Source organism: Kineococcus sp. GCM10028916, from assembly GCF_042674865.1.
GTDB lineage: Bacteria > Actinomycetota > Actinomycetes > Actinomycetales > Kineococcaceae > Kineococcus.
Genome location: NZ_JBHTFM010000020.1, coordinates 218,010 through 235,494, shown reverse-complemented (window position 1 = coordinate 235,494; position 17,485 = coordinate 218,010). Strand labels below are relative to the sequence as shown.

The window sequence follows — 17,485 nt, the reverse complement described above, 5'->3', positions numbered from 1 at the left end:
CCACTCCCGTTCGTTCCCACTCGTGTGGAGCCAACTCTGGCACCCGGTCCCACGTCGGCAACCGGGACTCCCCCCGATCGCCCGACCGGCGCTGGGGAGCGCACGCACCGGGCATGATGCTCCGGTGGAGGAACGGGTTCGCGGACTGAGCAGCACCACCCTGCTGCCCGCGCACCCGGACGCGGACTTCGACCGGTTCGCCCGGCTGGGGACCCTCGCCCTCGGCACACCCGTGGCGCTGGTGTCGATGGTCAGCCGCGACGGCCAGGTCTTCCCCGGGGCGGTCGGACTGCCCGAACCGTGGCAGACCCGGCGCCAGACCCCGCTGACCCACTCGTTGTGCCAGCACGTCGTCACCTCCGGCAAGGTCTTCGCCGTCGAGGACGCCCGGCTCGACCCGCTGACCGCCGACTCCCTCGCCATCCCCGACCTCGGCGTCGTGGCCTACGCGGGCGCGCCGCTGCGCCTGCCCGACCCCCGGACCGGGGTCGCGGACCCGACCTCACCCGTCGTGGGGGTCCTCTGCGCCATCGACAGGGCACCGCGGCGGTGGACCGCCGAGCAGATCGAGGTGCTCGAGGACCTCGCCGCCGCCTGTTCCGCCGAGCTGGGCCTGCGCGTCCTCGAGGAACGCAACCGGCTGCTGCTCAACCTCGCCGACGCCCTCGTGGGAGCCCGGACCGTCGCGGAGGTCAGCGCGACCGTCGCCAGCGTCACCCGGTCCTGGCTGGGCGGGGCCTGGAGCGGACTGCTGCTGCCCGAGGCGGGGAACCGGCGGCTGCGCTTCGCCGACCTCACGACCCTGCCACCCGGCACCGGGGGCGGGTGGGAGCTCGTCGACCTCGACGCACCGGTGCCCGTCGCCTGCGCCGCCCGCGAGCGCCGTCCGCTGCTCTTCGCCGACGTCGACGAGCTGCGCGCCGCCTTCCCCGACGTCGAGGCGCAGGCAGCGCTGCCCGTCTTCGCGGCGTCGGCGTACCTGCCCCTGCTGGTGCAGGACCGGCTGATCGGCGTGCTGTGCCTGCTCTGGGACTCCGAGCGCCTCACGCTCTCGGACGAGGCCGACGTGTGGAGCGCGTTGGCCCGGTTCACCGCCCAGGCCCTGGACCGCGCGACCCTGGACGCCGAGCGGCGTTCCCGGGCGGAGGTGCTGCAGCGGTCGTTGCTGCCGCGGTTGCCGGCGTCCACGGGTGAGCTCGCGGTGCGGGGGCGTTACGTCCCGGCCAGCCGTGAGGAGGAGATCGGCGGCGACTGGTACGACGTCGTCGTCGGGCCCACGGGGGACACGACCCTCGTCCTGGGCGACGTCACGGGCCACGACATGGTGGCCGCGGCCACGATGGGCCAGGTCCGGGGACTGCTGCGGGCCTTCGTGTGGGACCGGGGAGGAACACCCGCGGAGCTGGTGTCGCGCCTGGACCGGGGGATGTCCGGTCTCGGGGTGGACGGGTTGGCGACGCTGGTCCTCGCGCGGGTCGAGGCCTCCGGTGCGGGGTACCGGTTGCGGTGGACGAACGCGGGACACCCGCCGCCGGTGCTGCTGCACCCCGACGGGACGACCGAACTGCTCCACCGCCCCGCCGACCTGCTCGTCGGGTTGCTGCCCGAGGTCGAGCGCCACGAGCACGTCGTCGACGTCCCGCGGGGGGCGACGCTCCTGCTCTACAGCGACGGGCTCATCGAGCACCGCGGGCACAGCCTCACCGGCGGGATCGAACGCGTCCGGTCCTCCCTGACCCGCCACGTCGGCGCGGGCCTGGACGCGCTCCTCGACGAACTGCTCGCCGAACTCGTCGGGACGCGCGGCGAGGACGACTGCGCCCTCCTCGCCGTGCGGTTCCCCTGACTCAGAGGGGCGCGGTCAGTTCCAGGTTGATGTCGTCGGGGTCCTGCAGGGACAGGATCGCGATGCCCATGTCGGTGAGTTCGACGATCTCGCCGTGCGCGACACCGCGTTCGGCCAACCGTTCGGCCGCCGCGGCGAGGTCCGCCGTCGTGGCCACGGCGAGGCTGAGGTGGTCGAGGCCCACCCGGGTGGAGGCGAAGGTGTCGCCGGCCGGGGCGACCGGGCGCAGGCCGAGGATCTGGTCGCCCACCGCGAAGGCGCACCCGCCGAACATCTTCTCCGGGTCCTCGCGAACTCCGGTCTCGTCGACGCGGTCGCTGAAGTCGACGACGGGGTGGACCCCGAAGACGTCCTCGTAGAACGACTTCGAGCGGGCGATGTCGGTGACGGTGAGCCGGACGTGGTGGATGCCCGTCGGGCGGGCGGAGGGCGCGTTCGTCATGACGCCACGTTCACCCCCGGCGCCCGTCCCCGCGCGGCGGAACTAGCGTGGGCGCGGTGAACGGTTCCCTCACCGACGTCCCCGGCCTCGAGGTCGGCCACGTCACCCGCCGGGGCGACGGCTGGCTCACCGGCGTCACCGCCGTCCTCGTCCCCCCGGGCACGGTCGGCGGGGTCGACGTGCGCGGCGGCGGGCCCGGGACCCACGAGACCGACGCCCTCGACCCGCGGACCCTGGTGCCGACGGTCGACGCCGTCGTGCTCGCCGGAGGTTCCGCCTACGGCCTCGTCACCGCCCACGGCGTGCAGCGGTGGCTCGCCGAGCGGGGCCGCGGGTTCCCCGTCGGTCCCGGCCCGGGCGAGGTCGTCCCGATCGTGCCCGCCGCGGCGGTCTTCGACCTCGGTCGCGGTGGGGTCTTCGGCCACCACCCCACCGAGCAGATGGGCTACGACGCAGCCGCTTCCGCCCACCCCGGCCCCGTCGAGCGCGGGGTCGTGGGCGCCGGGACCGGTGCGGTCGTCGGGGGCCGGTTCAAGGGCGGGGTGGGGTCCGCCTCGGCGCGTTCGGGCGAGGTGGTCGTGGCGGCGCTCGCGGTCGTCAACGCAGTGGGGCTGCCCGTGGCGGGACCCGTCGAACCGGGGCCGCTGAACACCACGCTCGTCGTGGTCGCCACGAACGCGCTGCTCGACCCGGCGGAGACGTCGCGGACCGCGACGGTCGCCCACGACGGCCTGGCCCGGGCGTTGAACCCCGTCCACACCCTCGCCGACGGGGACACCGTCTTCGCGCTCGCGACGGGGACGGTCCCGCTCGCGGTGGAGCGGGCCGCCCGGGTCCGCGAACTCGTGGACCTGCAGCGGGTCACCGCCGACGTCGTGCGGGACGCGGTGCTGGACGGCATCGCGAGCGCCGAGACGGTCGGCCCGTTCGAGCGCTACCCGGGCTGAGGTTCAGGCGCCCGCGTGGCGCAGGTCGATGGTGCGGGGGGCGGGGCCGGCGCTGCGGACCCGGCCCTTGCCGGAACCCTTCGCCTCGTACATCGCGGCGTCGGCCTGTTGCAGGACGCGCGCGGCGTCCTGGTCGAGGTCCGCCATCGCGAGCCCGACGCTGATGCCGACCTTGAACTCCCAGCCGGCGACGGGGAAGGGGTCGGTCATCGCGGCGACGACGCGTTCGGCGACGGCGGCCGCGGCGGCCTCGTCGGGCAGGTCGGGGCAGACGACGGCGAACTCGTCGCCCCCGAGGCGGGCCACGGTGTCGCCGGGACGGACGGCCGCGGCGAGGCGTTCGGCGACGCCGATGAGGACGTGGTCGCCGGCGGCGTGGCCGCCGGTGTCGTTGACGGGCTTGAAGTCGTCGAGGTCGCAGTAGAGCAGCGCGACGTGGTTGCCGCTGCGGTGCGCGGCGGACAGCGCGTGCCGCAGCCGGTCCTCGAGGAGGGTGCGGTTGGGCAGGCCGGTCAGCGGGTCGTGCAGCGCGGCCTCGCGCAGGCGGCGCTGGACCAGGCGACGCTGGGTGACGTCGGCGACCTGGACGACGGCGCCGACCTCGCCCGGACCGTTCTCACCCGGGGTCGGCCAGGCCGCTGCCGCCAGTTCCAGCCAGACCTCCCCGTCACCGTGCTGGAGTTCGGCGTGCCAGTGGGCGTTGCGACCGGCGACGACCTCGTCGGCCATCTCGGCGACGGCCGCGACGAAGGTCCCGCGCTGGTCGGGGTGGACCTGCTCGGACCAGTCGGAGCCGACCTCCACCTCGACCCCGAGCATCGACTGCAGACGGTCGTTGACGCGGGCGACGACGGCCGAACCGTCCGGGCGCAGCCGCAGCAGCGCGACCCCGAGGAGGGCGTCGTCGAAGGTCCGGCGGAACACCTCCTCGCGGCGGGAGGCGGTGACGACGGCCCGTTCGCGGGAGCGGACGACCAGCGACATGACCAGCGCGACGGCACCGGAGGTGAAGAGCAGCGCCTGCAGCGCCACCGGCCCCTGCCCCCCGGCAGGGTCCGCGCCGGCCCCGGCGGTCGCGATCACCGCGACGACGAGCTGGCAGGAGAGCGCGCGGCCGACCCCGAGACGGGCTGCGCCCCAGAGGATCGGCAGCACGACGAGGAACGACCAGGGCCCGACGGCGCCGCGGTGGAGGACCGCGGCGGAGACGACGGCGGAGAGGATCAGGACGAGCACCCACTCCGAGATCGCGGCCCGGGCGCGGTGGTCCCCGGTGCCGGCCCGCGGCGGGCGCGGCATCAGCATCAGCGGTGCGACGAGCAGGATGCCCAGCAGCTGGCTGAGGGCGTAGGCCACCGTGCTGCCGTACCCCGAGGTCTGCAGCAGCAGCGCGGCCGCGGCCACCCCGGCCAGCGCGCCGGCGGTCAGGCGCCACGCGTCGCGACCCCGTCGCAGTCGCAGACCGGTGCGCGAGCTCGCAGACTCCCCTCGGCCGAGCACGGAGACGACGGCAGCGCCGACCCCGCACTGCAGCGCCTGCGCGCTCGCGATCACCGTCGACCCGTCCCCGACCCCGCCGGGGAGCTCGTTCGCGGCCACGGCCCCGACGAGCGTCCCGGCGACGCACCACCACCGCCGGGCCGGTCGGCGCACCGCCAGGGCCAGCGCCGCCCCCGCGGCCGGCCACCAGACGACGTCGGCCACGTGATCGGCCCGGATCAGGGACGGCGCCACCACCGACAGGACCGCCACGACGACGGCGGTCGTGACCCCGAGCCGGACGCCGCCGCCACGCAGGCGCTGCGGCTGCTCCGTCCGTTGCTCCGAACGGTCGACGGTGTGGCCACCCGTCCGGAGGTCGTGGACTCTCGCGATCATGACCCCCTCCTCGGCAGGTCCGGCCGCGGACTTGAGTGCTCCGTCCGGGTGAATCCGAATCGTGACCACGCCGGTACCGGACCGTCGCCCGCCCGCTCCCGCGGCGGGGAGCGACGCGTGCTCCGAGCGACCCGCCGCATCGGCGATCCTGGGGCGGTGAGCAGCTCCGGGATCCCGCACTCCTCCCACTGGGGGGCCTTCCACGCCACCCCCGACGGCGAGGGGCTGCGGGTCACCCCCCACCCCGACGACCCGGCGCCGTCGTCGTTGCTGCAGAACGTGCCGGTCGCGGCCACCCCCACGGCGCGGGTGCTGCGACCGCACGTGCGCCGCGGCTGGTGGGAGGACGGACCCGGACCCGACGAGCGCCGGGGCCGCGACGAGTTCCTCGCCGTCGGGTGGGACGAACTGCTCGACCGGGTCGCGGCCGACTACGCCCGGGTGCTCGCGGAGCACGGCCCGCGGGCCGTCTACGCCGGGTCCTACGGCTGGGCCAGTGCCGGACGCTTCCACCACTCCCAGAGCCAGCTGCACCGGTTCTCCAACGTCCTGGGCGGTGCCGTCCGCTCCACGTGGACGTACAGCCACGGTGTCGGTGAGGTGCTGATGCCGCGGATCGTCGGCAGCCAGGAACCGCTGATCTCGCCCACCGCGTGGAGCAGCGTCGAGGCCCACACCGACCTCGTCATCGCCTTCGGCGGGTTGCCCGCGAAGAACTCCGAGGTCGCCAGCGGCGGCATCAGCCGGCACGAGGTGGCCGGGCGGCTGCGGTCGGCGAAGGCCCGCGGCGCCGAGTTCGTCCTGGTGTCCCCGCTGCGCGACGACCTCGCCACCGAGCTCGACGCCGACTGGCTCGACGTCGTCCCGGGGACCGACACGGCGCTGCTGCTGGCGATGTGCCACGTCCTGCTCACCGACGGCACCTGCGACGCGGACTTCCTCACCACGCACACCGCGGGGTCGCAGGAGTTCCTGCACTCCCTGCGCGGGGGCGACGACGGGATCGAGAAGACCCCGGAGTGGGCGGCGGAGATCTGCGGGATCCCCGCCGGGCGCATCCGCGACCTCGCCCGCCGTGCCGTCCGCGGCCGGACCATGGTCATGGTCAGCTGGTCCGTGGCCCGCGCCCGGTTCGGGGAGCAACCCCTGTGGGCCGCCGTCGCGTTCGCCGCGATGATCGGCCAGATCGGCCTGCCCGGGGGCGGTTTCGGGCACGGCTACGCCTCCACCGGAGGCGTCGGGAAACGCGCCGGCAGCTACCCGCTGCCGACGTTCCCGCAGTTCGCCGACCCGTTGCGGGTCCGCATCCCCGTCGCCCGCATCTCCGACGCCCTGCTGCACCCCGGCGAACCGTACGAGGTCGACGGTCGGCACGAGAACTACCCGCACCTGCGGATCGTGCACTGGGCGGGGGGCAACCCCTTCCACCACCACCAGGACCTGCAGCGCCTGCAGCGCGCGTTCCGCGCGGCCGAGACGGTCATCGTCCACGACCCGTTCTGGACCTCCACCGCCCGCCACGCCGACGTCGTGTTCGCCGCGACGACGACCCTGGAACGCGACGACATCGGCGCCGCCCGCTACGACGACCGGCTCATCGCGATGGGCCGGGTGCACGCCCCCCTCGGCGAGGCCCGCGACGACCACGCCGTCCTCGCCGACCTCGCGGGGCGCCTCGGCGTCGGTGACCGGTTCACCGAGGGGCGCACCGCGCAGGAGTGGGTCGAGCACCTCTACGAGGAGTGGCGTTCCGGCCCGGCGTCCCGGGCCGGGATCCTCGCCCCGACCTACGCCGAGTTCGTCGCCGCGGGGGAGTTCGCGCTGCCCGCCGAACCCGGCGAGAAGGTCATGTTCGCCTCCTTCCGGGCGGACCCGGAGACGTTCCCGTTGCGCACCCCCAGCGGCCGGATCGAACTGCACTCGAGCACCATCGCGGGTTTCGGCTACGACGACTGCCCCGGCCACCCCGTCTGGCTGGCGCCCGAGGAGGAACCCGACGGGGAGTTCCCGCTGCGGTTGGTGGCGAACAACCCCGCGACGCGGCTGCACAGCCAGCTCGACCACGGCGCGACGTCGCAGGCGGGCAAGGTCGCCGGCCGCGAACCCGTCCGCATGCACGCCCGCGACGCCGCCGCCCGGGGACTGCACGACGGTCAGGTCGTCGTGCTGCGCAGCCGCCGTGGCAGTTGCCTGGGGGGACTCGTCGTCTCCGACGCCGTCCGGGAGGGCGTCGTGCAGATGTCCACCGGTTCCTGGTTCGACCCCGTCGCAGGGGCCGCGGCCGGGGTCACCTGCGGGTACGGCAACGTCAACGTCCTCACCCGCGACGTCGGTTCCTCCCGGCTCGCGCAGGCCTGCACCGGTCAGCACGCGACGGTCCAGGTCAGCGCGTTCGACGGAGTTCCGCCGCGGGTGACGATCTTCGACCAGCCGTAGCGGCGGAAACGGCTGGCCCCGGGGTCGCGGAACCCGGCAGGCTCGCGACGTGCTCCCCGTCGACCTGCACCCCTTCGCCGACCTCCGCCTCGTCGTGCCGGACCCCGAGGGTGACGTCGAACTGCGCACCGGGGACCTCGACGGGGTCGTGGAACTCGCCGCGGTCGCGGCCCGCGGCGTCCACGCCCCCGACGCCATGCCCTTCGCGAACCCCTGGACCGACGGCGAACCGGCCGAACGCGCCCGCCGGACCCTGCGCCGGCAGCTCAGCGGGTGGAGCGGCTGGTCACCCGAGGCGTGGCGCCTCGACTTCGTCGTCCGTCGGGGTGGGGTCGTCGTCGGGACGCAGTCCCTGGAGGCGAACGGGTTCCCCGTCCTGCGCGAGGTGGTCACCGGGTCCTGGCTCGGCCTGGAGCACCAGGGCCGCGGGACCGGGCCGCTCATGCGGGCGGCCGTCCTGCACCTGGCGTTCGAGGGGTTCGGCGCGGTCTGCGCCCGCAGTGAGGCGTACCTCGACAACCCGCGCTCGCTCGGGGTCTCGCGCCGGCTCGGCTACCGGGAGGACGGACAGCACCGGAGCGTGCGCGGGGGAGGCGTCGCGGTGCAGCAGCGCCTGCGCCTCGACGTCGCCGACTGGGCGGCCGGACCCCGCCGCCAGGTGCGCCTGCAGGGCGTGGAAGCCGCCCGCGCGGCGCTCGTCCCGGGTGTCCCATAGCGCGCCGGCCGGTGAACTTCAAGGATTCGTCCCGGGAGTGCTGCGTTCGGGTCCGAGCGCTGCTCCACGTGGGGCATCATGGAGCCCCGAACACGGTGCGCCCTCGTCCTGAGGCGCGGCACCGCCGAGGTGCGGAGGTGCCGCAGGTGACGACCGAGGGCTGGCCCGACGACAGGCTGACCTCATCCGACGCTCCTTCGCTCGTCCGTCACCACGCGGGACCCGCTGACGATCCGGACCGGTACGAGCTGCTCGGTGAGGCCGAAGGCGCCGACGAGGCGTGGCACGTGATCGACCACCGTGCCGCGACGGGTGAGGCGCTGTTCACCCTGGCCGCGTTGCGCCCGACGGTCACCGACGGCCTCGAGGTCGTGCACACCGACGACGACAACGGTGGCGACGCGGTCACGACCTCGCCCGAGGTGCTGTGGCGCGAACGCGCCGCCGGTCTCGCCCGGGTCCGCCACGCCCGTCTGGCCGGTGTCGTCTCCACGTTCGCGGGTCCCGCCCCGCACCGGCCGGGCAGGGCCGACCCCGACGCCCGGGAGTGGAACTACGCCGTCCTCGAGCAGGCCGCGGGGCGCTCCGTCGCCGACTGGCTGCGCGACGACCCGGGCGCCAGCGTCGAGGAACGCTTCACCGTCCTCGCGACCGCCGCCGGCGTCCTGCAGGAACTGCACCGCGGTTCCGAGGTCGCCCCGCCCGTCGTGCACGGCGACATCACCCCGCGTTCGGTCCGCCTCGGCGGGTTCTGGCCCGCGGACGGGGTCCGGCTCTCGGGCGCGAGCCTCGGCGGCCTGCGCCGCGGTCCCGTCGCGCAGCGCTCCGTCGGCGCCTACACCGCCCCGGAGGTCCGCGAGGGGGCGCTGCCCTCGGCCGCCAGCGACGTCTTCGGCTTCGGTGCGACCGCCGTCCTGATCCTCACCGGCATGCCACCCTCGACGTCCCCGGACGGTGTCCTCGACCCCGCCCTGGTGAAGCGGCAGCTCGCCGCGGCGACGCTGACGGCCCAGCACCCGGGGCTCGGCCACCTCCTGCTGCAGGCGCTGTCCGCCGACCCCGCCCAGCGTCCCGACCGCCTGCCCGCGTGGGTGAACGGGATGCGCGCCTTCGTCGAACCGCGTCCTTCGCTGGACCCCTACGACGGCGCCGACTTCCCGCCCGCGGTCCCCGCGGGCCCGGTCGCGCGCGAGGCACGGTCACTGCCCAAGCGGCCGGTCGTCGTCGTGGTCGGCGCGTTGCTGCTGGCCACCGCGGGAACGGCCGTCGCGATCGCGGCCGTGCAGCAGGGCCGGTTGAAGGACGTCCCCAACCCGGTCGCGATCGTCCAGCCGCCCCGGACGGCGGACTCCCCGCCGACGTCGTCGGCGCCGGCGGCTCCCGCGTCCACCGACGGGTCCTCGAACACGCCCTCCGGTGCGCAGGCCCCCTCGACCCGGCGGTCGTCGTCGTCCACCTCCGCCACGACGGGGGCCTCGGTCCCCCCGACCGACCCCGCCCTCGTGCCGCCGCCCTCGCTCCCCCCCGCGGCCGCACCGCCCGCGCTCGCGCAGACGACCGCGCCCGTCGTCCCGCCCGCCGCGACGCCGACGACCTCGGTGATCCCGCCGGCCTCGGGTGGGCTCGGCGCCGGCCTCGGCGCACCGCCGCTGCCGCAGGGGACCCGCACCCCGGGTGGACCCTCCGGCACCCCACCGACGTCCACCGCGCCGACGTCCACCCCTCCCACGACGACCGCTCCGACGACCCCTCCGACCTCGCCGGGCGGCACCGGGTCGCTCCCGCCGAGCAGCACCGCACCGGGCGGGCCGGCGTCCCCGCCGGGCAGACCGACGATGACCCTGGGCAGCCTGCCGACCCCCGTCGGCGAACCGACCCCCTAGCCGACCTCTCGGTCGACCCTCAGTCCGCGACCCGGGCCCGGCCGCGGCCCTGCGTCAGCGCGCAGACGCCGTAGCCGACGCCCAGGACCACGGCGACCCAGCCGAGTCGGCCGTCGGCGGGCACGAGCACGACGGCCGCGGCGCACGCCAGGCAGTAGCTCACGTTGAACACCAGGTCGTAGGCCGTGAAGACCCGCCCCCGGAAGGCGTCGTCGACCGTGCGCTGGACGACGGTGTCGACGCCGATCTTCGCGCCCTGACCCCCGAGCCCGAGGAAGCCGGCCGCCACCGCCAACGCGACCGGCGACTGCGTCAGCCCGATCGCGACCTGGGCCGCACCCGCCACGAGCAGGCAGACCCGGATCCAGGCGTGGACCCGTCCGCGCCGGGCCCCCCACGGCGCCAGGACCGCCGCGGCCCCCGACCCCGCCGCGACCGCCCCCAGCAGCAGCCCCAACGCGGCCAACCCGGCCGCCGGGTCGTCGACGTCGGCCAACGTGGTGCGGCACAGCACGACCATCGCCACCGTCGTCAGCCCGAAGGACCAGCGGTGCCACGCGATCAACCCCAGGGCACCCGCCGCGGGCAGCCGGTCGCGCAGGTGCGCCACCCCCGCCACGACGTCCGCGACGCTGGCGCGGAACCCCCGCGCAGACGTCACCGCGGAACCCGGTGGTGGCCCCAGCAGCTCCCGGGGGAAGAGCAGCGCCAGGCCACCGGCGACGACGTAGCCGATCGCGGCGACCAGCAGCGCCGCGACGTCCGCCCCGCCACCCGGCCCGACCACGGCCGTCACCCCGACCGCGGCGACGGCGCCGGCCCCGGCCGCGACGGTCCCCGCCGTCGGGGTCACCGAGTTCGCCAGGACGAAGCGCTCCGGCGCCACCACGTGCGGCAACGCCGCCGACAACCCCGCCAGCAGGGCACGGTTCACCGACAGCACCGCGAGGGCCAGCACCCCCACGGCCACGTCGCCGGCCCCCGCGAACAGGACCCCGGCCGCGACGAGGGCCAACCCGCCCCGCAGCAGGTTCCCGTACCCCAGGACCGAGCGGCGGGACGTGCGGTCCAGCAGCACCCCCGCCCACGGACCGACGACGGTGAACGGCAGCAGCAGCACGGCCGCCGCGAACGCGACCCCCGCCGGCGTCGCCTGCCGCTCGGGGGAGAAGAAGAACAGCGACGCCAACCCGGCCTGGAAGATCCCGTCACAGGCCTGTCCCGTGAGGCGCACCCCCATGAGGTGGCGGTAGCGGCCGGTGTGCAGCAGCCCGCCCAGCTCGCGCAGCACCCCGCTCTGCGACGTGGTCTCCGCGGTCGGCACGCGCCACACCGTAGCGATCACCGGGCGACCTCGGGAGGGTTGCCGAGAGGGCTGTGGAGGTGTGGTGCACACCCGGTCGGCCCAGCACCGACGGCGGGCGGCACCCGCGGCTCGACGCATACTGGGAGGGTTGAGCACCCAGGGCGTGGTGCCGAAGGCCGCGCCGCGCGCAGCCGATGGATCGGCAGCACCCAGGACGCGACCGGCGCGGGAGAGAGTCCCCGCACCGACGCGCACGACCGCCGGAGGACCAGACACACGTGGCCGCACGACGACCCGCATCCAGCTCGCCGACCCCCCGTCGGGGCGCTCCGAAGCGTCGTCCACGCCGTCGCACGATCCTCGGCTGGCTCCTCGGGCTCTTCCTCACCGGCGTCGCGCTCGCCGTCGGCGGGTTCGCCGCCGCCTACGCGCTGGTGAAGGTCCCCGACCCGAACAAGCTCGCCGACGCCCAGACCAGCACCGTCTACTACTCCGACGGCACCACCGTCATCGGCACGTTCGCGGCCCGCAACCGCGAGAACGTGTCGCTGGACCAGGTGCCGGACAGCGTCCAGAAGGCCGTCCTCGCCGCCGAGGACCGCAGCTTCTACGACAACCGCGGTGTGTCACCGACGGGCATCGCGCGGGCGGTGTGGACCAACGTGAGCGACGGGACGAGCCAGGGTGGCTCGACGCTCACCCAGCAGTACGTCAAGAACTACTACCTCTCCGCCGAGCAGTCCTACAAGCGGAAGTTCGAGGAGTTCTTCATCTCGCTGAAGATCGACCAGCAGCAGACGAAGGACGAGACCCTCGAGAACTACCTGAACACCGTCTACTTCGGTCGTGGCGCGTGGGGGATCCAGGCCGCGTCGCAGGCCTACTTCGGGGTCGACGCCGCGCAGTTGAACGTGTCGCAGGGCGCGCTGCTCGCCGCCCTCCTGAAGGGCCCCGGCAACTACGACCCGCGCAAGGGCGAGACGCAGGCCGCGGCCGCGAAGGCGCGCGTCGAGTACGTCCTTGACGGGATGGTCACCGAGGGCTGGTTGTCGGCGGCCGACCGCGCGACCGCCGGTCTGCCGGACACCATCGAGCAGCGGCCGAACACGCAGTGGTCCGGCACGAACGGGTACCTGCTGAAGACCGTCGAGAACGAACTCTCCGGAACCGTGGGGCTGTCCGAGGAGGACATCGAACGCGGCGGGCTGAAGATCGTCACGACGTTCGACGTGAACTCCCAGAAGGCGGCCGAGGCCGCCGTCGCGGACCAGTTGCCGGCGCAGCGACCCGAGGGTTTCCACGTCGCGCTGTCCGCGATCGACCCGAAGACCGGTGGGGTGACCGCGATGTACGGCGGCGCGGACTACCTCACGACCCAGTACAACGACGTCACCCAGGCCGTCGCGCAACCGGGTTCGACGTTCAAGCCCTTCGCCCTCGTCGCCGGGTTGGAACAGGGGATCTCCCTGAAGACGACGTTCAGCGGGGCGAGCCCACGGACCATCGACGGCTGGGACGCCAAGAACTTCGGGCGCGAGCAGTTCGGCACCATCGACCTCGTCACCGCCACCGAGCACTCGGTCAACACCGTCTACGGGCAGCTGAACGAGGAGGTCACCCCGAACGCCACCCGCGACGTGGCGGTCGCGGCGGGCTACCCCGAGAGCACCCCCGGTCTCCAGGGCCAGCAGTACATCTCCAACGTGCTGGGTACGTCCTCGCCACACCCGATCGACGTGACCCAGGCCTACGCGACGTTCGCCGCGCAGGGCACCCGCACCCAGTGGCACACCATCGCCAGCATCGACGACACCTCGGGCACCCGGACCTACACCGCGTCGCCCACGACGTCGCAGGCGTTCCCCGCCGACGTGGCCGCCGACGCCACCTACGCCATGGAGCAGGTCGTGCAGTCCGGGACGGGTTCCTACGCCCGGCGCGTCAACCGTCCCGCCGCGGGCAAGACGGGCACCACGAACGACAACCTGGCGGCCTGGTTCGCGGGGTTCACGCCGAACCTGGCCGCCTCCGTCGCGCTGTTCCAGACCAGTCCCGACGGCACGAAGAACGTCTCCCTCGACCTCGGTGGCGGTGAGGTCACCGGTGGTTCCTACCCGGTCCGGATCTGGACCGCCTTCATGAAGGCAGCGCTGCAGGGCATCGACGAGGAGGACTTCCCGGCGCGCGCGAACGTCGGCGTCTCGAAGGGGTCGACGTCCAGCGGCTCGTCCTCCTCGAGGTCGTCGTCCTCGACCACCTCGCAGTCCCCGACGGACTCCCCGACGGACACCGCGACGGACACCGCGACGGACACCGCGACGCAGACCCCGACGGACTCCCCGACGGGTGACCCCACCGGCAGCCCGACCGGGACGCCGTCCGGTTCCCCCAGCAGCTCCTCGAGCTCTTCCTCCTCCTCTTCCTCCTCTTCCTCCTCGTCCTCGTCGAGCAGCAGCTCGTCCTCGTCCGGGGGCAGCGGTGACGGCGGCAACCCCGGTGGCCAGGGCGCTGCGGCCGCGACCCAGGACGCCGCGGCCGCCACCGGTGCCGCGAGCGCCGCGAGCGTCGGGTAGGGGAAGCTGAGGGGGTGAGCACCGAGTCCCCCGGTCACACCGGTCCTGCCACCCCGGCGGAGTCTCCGCAGGTCCCCTCGGTCCCGCCGACCGCGGTGGACGCCCTGGCCCGTGCGGGCAGCGAGGTCCTCGGCGGTCCGGCCGGCCGTCGCCTCGCCGGTGACGGCCCGTGGTGGGCGCGAGCGCTCCCCGTCGCGGTGTCGCTGACGGCGGTCGCCGTCGCGCTGGGCGCCGTCGGCAAGCACCACTGCCGCACCCTCGGCTGGAACACCCCGGACCAGTTCGTCCACGCCTGCTACACCGACCTGCCGGTCGTCTACACGTCCTCGGGACTGGCGAAGGGCCTCGGCCCCTACGCCGACGGTGTCTCGCTGAACCAGCCGCCGGTGACCTCCGCGCTGGCCTGGCTCGTCGCCCGGTTCGCGCCGTACGAGGTGACGGTCACCGCGCAGCGGGTCTACTTCGACCTCTCGACGGTCCTGCTGCTCGTCGCGGCCCTGGTCGTGACGATCGCGGTCTGGACGATGGCCGGTCGCCGTCGCGGCTGGGACGCGCTGCTCGTGGCCGTCAGTCCCGTGCTGGCGCTCTCGGCCCTGCTGTCCTTCGACCTCGCCGGCGTCGCGCTGGCCACCGCCGGGATGGCCTGCTGGGCCCGCCGGCGTCCGGTGCCGGCGGGGATCCTGCTGGGTCTCGCCGTCGCGACCCGCACCTACCCGGTGCTGATCCTCCTCGCGATCGTGCTGCTCGCGGTGCGCACCGGCCGGTTCCGCGGGGCGGCCACGACGGTGGGGGCCGCGGTCGCGGCGTGGCTCGCCGTCGACCTGCCGTTCGTCGTGACGAACGTCGACGCCTGGAGCGCCTACCTGCGGGCGTTCTTCGACCAGCGCGCCGGGTACGGATCGCTCTGGGTCCTGCCGCAACTGGCCCAGCAGGCCGTCGACGCCACGAACACCTCCGGTCTGCCGGGCCCCGCCGTCGTGGTCCTGACCATCGGTGCGTGGATCGTCTGGACCGTCCTGGTCGGGGTGTTCGTGCTGTGGGCCCCGCGGCGCCCCCGGCTGGCGCAGGTCGCGTTCCTGCTGGTCGCCGGCTACTGCGCGCTCGGGGTGTCGTTCCCCCCGCAGGCCGCGTTGTGGCTGCTACCGCTGGCCGCCCTGGCGGTCCCCCGCTGGCGCGACCAGGTGATCTGGTGGGTGGCCGAAGGGGCCTACTTCGGGGCCGTCTGGCTCTACATCGCCGGTCAGACCAACACCAACCGGGCGTTGCCGCCCGAGCTGTACGCGATGGTCCTCCTCGTGCGGCTGGCCGCGATCGCCTGGCTGGTGGTCTGCGTCGTGCGCGAGGTGCGGACGCCGTCGACCGACGCCGTCCGCGCGACCCGCGGCCCGGACGACCCGACCGGTGGCGACTTCGACGGGGCGCCCGACGCGCTGGTCGTGCGCGTCGCCTGAGGCGCCGTCCGCCCGTCGTCCGCGTCGTCCGCGCGTGCACAGGCCCGTCCGCATTCCCGCCTGTGGACGGTCGGCGGGGGCCGTCGCACCGGTGCGGCAGGGTGTGCGTCCTGGGGCCGGTAGACTCGTGTGGTTCCCCGTCCGTTCGCACCTGGTGAGCGGGTGGGGGAAGACACGCACCGAGACCCTCCTGCCACGGAGAGACCGTGGCCGCATGAGACCGAAGGAGGTGGGGAATGAGCGCGCGTCAGTACGAGCTCATGGTGATCCTCGACGCGGAACTGGAAGAACGGACGGTCGCCCCGTCCCTCGACCGCTTCCTCAACGTCGTTCGTCAGGGCGGTGGCGAGGTCGGCAAGGTCGACATCTGGGGCCGCCGTCGGCTCGCTTACGACATCAAGAAGAAGTCCGAGGGCATCTACGCCGTCGTCGAGCTCACCACCGAGCCCGCCGTCGCGCAGGAGCTCGACCGCCAGCTGAACCTCAACGAGGGTGTGCTGCGCACCAAGCTTCTGCGAGCCGAGGCTGCCTGATGGCGGGTGAAACCGTCATCACGCTGATCGGGAACCTCACGAACGACCCCGAACTGCGCTTCACCCCGTCGGGTGCCGCGGTGGCCAACTTCACGGTCGCCTCGACGCCCCGCACGTTCGACCGTCAGTCGAACGAGTGGAAGGACGGCGAGACGCTGTTCATGCGTTGCGCGATCTGGCGCGAAGCGGCGGAGAACGTCGCCGAGTCGCTCACGCGCGGCACGCGGGTCGTGGTGACCGGTCGGTTGCAGTCGCGGACCTTCGACACGAAGGAAGGCGAGAAGCGGACCGTCATCGAGATGCAGGTCGACGAGGTCGGCCCCTCGCTGCGCTACGCCACCGCGAAGGTCAACAAGACCTCCCGCGGCGGTAGTGGTGGTGGCGGCGGTTTCGGTGGCGGTTCCGGCTCCGGTGGCGGCAACTCCGGCGGGGGCAACTCCGGCGGCGGTGGCGGCGGCTGGGGCGGCGGTTCCGGCGGCAGCGCCCCGCAGCAGCAGGACGACCCCTGGGCGACCGGCCCGTCCGGCGGCGGAAACGCTTCCGGTGGCGGCGGTGGCTGGGGCGGCGCGTCCAACGACGACCCGCCGTTCTGAGCGACTGGACTGCGGCATTCAGAGAGACCGGTGACCCGGAGGTCAGTCCTCCGCGACCCGCGCCTCATCGACCTCACGACAGCGACCCCGTCGCCGTCCGCCAGGTCGCACACAAGACGTCATCCCAGGTCTGAACCCCTGGGCTCTCACGAGAGGGGAGCACCACGATGGCCAAGGTGCCCGTGCGCAAGCCCAAGAAGAAGCAGAACCCGCTCAAGGCCGCCAAGATCGAGGCGGTCGACTACAAGGACACTGCGCTGCTGCGCAAGTTCATCTCCGACCGCGGCAAGATCCGCGCTCGTCGGGTGACCGGTGTGTCCGTCCAGGAGCAGCGTCAGATCGCCAAGGCGATCAAGAACGCTCGTGAGATGGCGCTGCTGCCCTACAGCAGCTCCGCGCGCTGAGAAGGGGGAACGAGATGAAGCTCATCCTCACCCACGAGGTCTCCGGCCTCGGGACCCCCGGCGACATCGTCGAGGTCAAGGACGGCTACGGCCGCAACTTCCTGCTTCCCCGCAACCTGGCCACTCCGTGGACCAAGGGTGGCGAGAAGCAGGTCGAGACGATCAGCAAGGCCCGCAAGGCCCGTGCGATCGCCAGCCTCGACGAGGCCAAGTCCGTCAAGCAGTCGCTCGAGGCTCGTACGGTGGCGTTCGCCGCTCGTACCGGTCGCGGTGGCCGCCTGTTCGGTGCGGTGACCCCGTCCGACGTCGCGAACGCTGTGAGCGCCGCCGGTGGGCCGTCGATCGACAAGCGCAAGGTCGAGATCCTGCAGCCGATCAAGACGACTGGTCAGCACAAGGCTCTCGTCCGTCTGCACGCGGACGTCTCCGCGACGGTGACCATCGACGTCGTCGAGGCCACCGCCTGAGAGCGGTCCAG

The 17,485-nt window shown here is 74.0% G+C and carries 14 protein-coding genes; 11 read left to right on the top strand and 3 right to left on the bottom strand.

Annotated features, from left to right (window positions below; genetic code table 11):
* Nucleotides 1–124: 124 nt before the first annotated feature.
* Nucleotides 125–1,846: a GAF domain-containing SpoIIE family protein phosphatase gene (locus ACFQ46_RS21695; RefSeq protein ID WP_380261967.1), complete on the top strand. Its 1,722-nt coding sequence runs from the start codon at nt 125–127 to the stop codon at nt 1,844–1,846.
* Between the two features lies 1 nt (nt 1,847).
* Here ACFQ46_RS21695 and ACFQ46_RS21690 read toward each other — a convergent pair whose 3' ends face one another.
* Entirely contained in the window at nt 1,848–2,288 is a 441-nt protein-coding gene (locus ACFQ46_RS21690; protein ID WP_380160085.1) for a VOC family protein, read from the bottom strand.
* Nucleotides 2,289–2,344: 56 nt separating this feature from the next.
* Here ACFQ46_RS21690 and ACFQ46_RS21685 point away from each other — a divergent pair, with 56 nt between their 5' ends.
* Nucleotides 2,345–3,235 (top strand): P1 family peptidase, encoded by an 891-nt coding sequence (locus tag ACFQ46_RS21685; RefSeq protein WP_380261965.1) that lies wholly within the window; start codon nt 2,345–2,347, stop codon nt 3,233–3,235.
* Nucleotides 3,236–3,238: 3 nt separating this feature from the next.
* Here ACFQ46_RS21685 and ACFQ46_RS21680 read toward each other — a convergent pair whose 3' ends face one another.
* A complete protein-coding gene (locus tag ACFQ46_RS21680) occupies nt 3,239–5,113 on the bottom strand; it encodes a diguanylate cyclase domain-containing protein (protein WP_380261963.1) in 1,875 nt (624 codons plus the stop codon).
* Nucleotides 5,114–5,269: 156 nt separating this feature from the next.
* Here ACFQ46_RS21680 and ACFQ46_RS21675 point away from each other — a divergent pair, with 156 nt between their 5' ends.
* The 3 genes from ACFQ46_RS21675 (at nt 5,270) to ACFQ46_RS21665 (ending at nt 10,147) form a co-directional block, all read left to right on the top strand.
* Nucleotides 5,270–7,549 (top strand): molybdopterin-dependent oxidoreductase, encoded by a 2,280-nt coding sequence (locus ACFQ46_RS21675; protein ID WP_380261961.1) that lies wholly within the window; start codon nt 5,270–5,272, stop codon nt 7,547–7,549.
* A gap of 49 nt (nt 7,550–7,598) precedes the next feature.
* The gene (locus tag ACFQ46_RS21670) at nt 7,599–8,264 is read left to right on the top strand and encodes a GNAT family N-acetyltransferase (RefSeq protein ID WP_380261959.1); all 666 of its coding nucleotides are present in this window, start codon (nt 7,599–7,601) and stop codon (nt 8,262–8,264) included.
* 137 nt (nt 8,265–8,401) lie between these two features.
* Nucleotides 8,402–10,147, top strand: a complete 1,746-nt coding sequence (locus tag ACFQ46_RS21665; RefSeq protein ID WP_380261957.1) for a hypothetical protein — start codon at nt 8,402–8,404, stop codon at nt 10,145–10,147.
* Between the two features lie 19 nt (nt 10,148–10,166).
* Here ACFQ46_RS21665 and ACFQ46_RS21660 read toward each other — a convergent pair whose 3' ends face one another.
* The gene (locus tag ACFQ46_RS21660; protein WP_380261955.1) at nt 10,167–11,471 is read right to left on the bottom strand and encodes an MFS transporter; all 1,305 of its coding nucleotides are present in this window, start codon (nt 11,469–11,471) and stop codon (nt 10,167–10,169) included.
* 260 nt (nt 11,472–11,731) lie between these two features.
* On the opposite strand from ACFQ46_RS21660, the gene ACFQ46_RS21655 reads away from it, so the two are divergent.
* From ACFQ46_RS21655 to rplI, 6 genes are all read left to right on the top strand, one after another.
* On the top strand, nt 11,732–14,026 hold the full coding sequence (locus ACFQ46_RS21655; protein ID WP_380261953.1) for a transglycosylase domain-containing protein: 2,295 nt from the start codon (nt 11,732–11,734) through the stop codon (nt 14,024–14,026).
* Nucleotides 14,027–14,040: 14 nt separating this feature from the next.
* Complete coding sequence (locus ACFQ46_RS21650) at nt 14,041–15,477, top strand: glycosyltransferase family 87 protein (RefSeq protein WP_380261951.1); 1,437 nt, start codon at nt 14,041–14,043, stop codon at nt 15,475–15,477.
* A 236-nt stretch (nt 15,478–15,713) separates the two neighbouring features.
* A complete protein-coding gene (gene rpsF, locus ACFQ46_RS21645) occupies nt 15,714–16,010 on the top strand; it encodes a 30S ribosomal protein S6 (RefSeq protein ID WP_328293497.1) in 297 nt (98 codons plus the stop codon).
* Nucleotides 16,010–16,603, top strand: coding sequence for a single-stranded DNA-binding protein (locus ACFQ46_RS21640; RefSeq protein ID WP_380261949.1), 594 nt, complete (start codon nt 16,010–16,012; stop codon nt 16,601–16,603). Before rpsF ends, ACFQ46_RS21640 begins: the two co-directional genes overlap by 1 nt.
* Nucleotides 16,604–16,770: 167 nt before the next feature.
* Complete coding sequence (rpsR, locus tag ACFQ46_RS21635; RefSeq protein WP_012085900.1) at nt 16,771–17,007, top strand: 30S ribosomal protein S18; 237 nt, start codon at nt 16,771–16,773, stop codon at nt 17,005–17,007.
* 14 nt (nt 17,008–17,021) lie between these two features.
* Nucleotides 17,022–17,474, top strand: coding sequence for a 50S ribosomal protein L9 (gene rplI, locus ACFQ46_RS21630; protein WP_328293495.1), 453 nt, complete (start codon nt 17,022–17,024; stop codon nt 17,472–17,474).
* The last annotated feature ends 11 nt before the right edge of the window (nt 17,475–17,485 follow it).